The sequence below is a fragment of the Syntrophaceticus schinkii genome (genome assembly GCF_000946815.1).
GTDB lineage: Bacteria > Bacillota > DSM-12270 > Thermacetogeniales > Thermacetogeniaceae > Syntrophaceticus > Syntrophaceticus schinkii.
The window spans coordinates 1-1040 of sequence record NZ_CDRZ01000219.1; the positions used below are offsets into that span (position 1 = coordinate 1).

General features: G+C 47.9%; 3 protein-coding genes. All 3 read left to right on the plus strand.

Features of this window, described 5'->3' with window-relative positions; all coding sequences use genetic code 11:
* On the plus strand, window positions 1-432 hold a 432-nt coding region (locus tag SSCH_RS07725), incomplete at its 5' end, for a Mu transposase C-terminal domain-containing protein (protein WP_044664959.1).
* A gap of 56 nt (window positions 433-488) precedes the next feature.
* A complete protein-coding gene (locus tag SSCH_RS20925; protein WP_052835450.1) occupies window positions 489-788 on the plus strand; it encodes an ATP-binding protein in 300 nt (99 codons plus the stop codon).
* A partial coding sequence (locus tag SSCH_RS20930; RefSeq protein ID WP_156972182.1) for an ATP-binding protein occupies window positions 769-1040 on the plus strand: 272 nt, incomplete at its 3' end. The genes SSCH_RS20925 and SSCH_RS20930, both read left to right, overlap by 20 nt.

Consider the following 1040-nt stretch of genomic DNA (forward strand, 5'->3'; position numbering starts at 1 on the left):
TGCTTTAACAGCATGGCTGGATGGTTACTACCATATCCGCAAGCATGGTGGCACAGGTCAGACTCCGCTTGCCAGGGCAACTGCAAGCAAACGCACAATGAAAGAGTTCCCATCAGTGAACTGACAGATATCTTCCTCTGGGAAGAAAATCGCAAAGTTGATAAAACCGGCTGTGTGCATGTCTTCGGCAATATCTATGAGGTACCCTGTGAGCTTTCGGGGGAAAAGGTAAAGCTGCGCTTTGACCCCTTTGATCTGTCTGTAATCCAGGTGTGGTTTGATGGTAAGCGTTTTCCCGATGCCATACCCCTGGATCTTCATCGATCTGTCCACAAACGGGTAAAAACAAAACCATCCGAGTCTATCCAGGAAATAGAGCCATCTCCCGGGGAAGTGAACACAGGTGAGTCTGAGTTTTTTTCATTTGGCTGAGGAAAAGCAACGTGAAGGGTGGAAGAGTATTCCTCTAACCTTTGCCCCAAAGCCTGATGAGAGCAGAGGTGATGAAGATGGAAACTGAGAATAAACTCGTTCCCTTTTCCCGGAACCCCAAGAATGAAATGTTATTCGGTTCATCAGCCTACATGGAAGCGCTTGCCCGTATGCAGTTGATGGTCCAACACCGTTATTTTGGAGTACTCACAGGGGAGGTAGGAAGCGGGAAATCAACACTTGTTCGCCATCTGGTGCAAACCCTTGATCCTATGCGCTACCAAGTTATTTACTTAAGCCAGGCAGGGATGAAACCACGGGAGTTTCTATGGGGAAATGCTGCGTCATCTGGGTGAGGAGCCTTTATTCTCCCTGACAAAAGCAAAACGCCTTTTTGAAGAGGTACTGCGTACAAGGGTAGAGCAAGGGGATAAATCTCTGGTTGTAATCATAGATGAGGCACAGGATATTACTCCGGCCATGCTCCTGGAATTACGCTTTGCCTTGAACCAGCAGATGGATTCTGTGTCCCTGTTTACACTGATCCTGGTGGGTCAGTCTGAATTGAGGAGGACTTTGCGCAAGAACAAGTTTGAGGCTGTAGCACA

Excerpts from the sequence above, each read along its gene's own strand:
- SSCH_RS20925 (WP_052835450.1), top strand. The coding sequence starts at position 489 with ATGAGAGCAGAGGTGATGAAGATGGAAACTGAGAATAAACTCGTTCCC.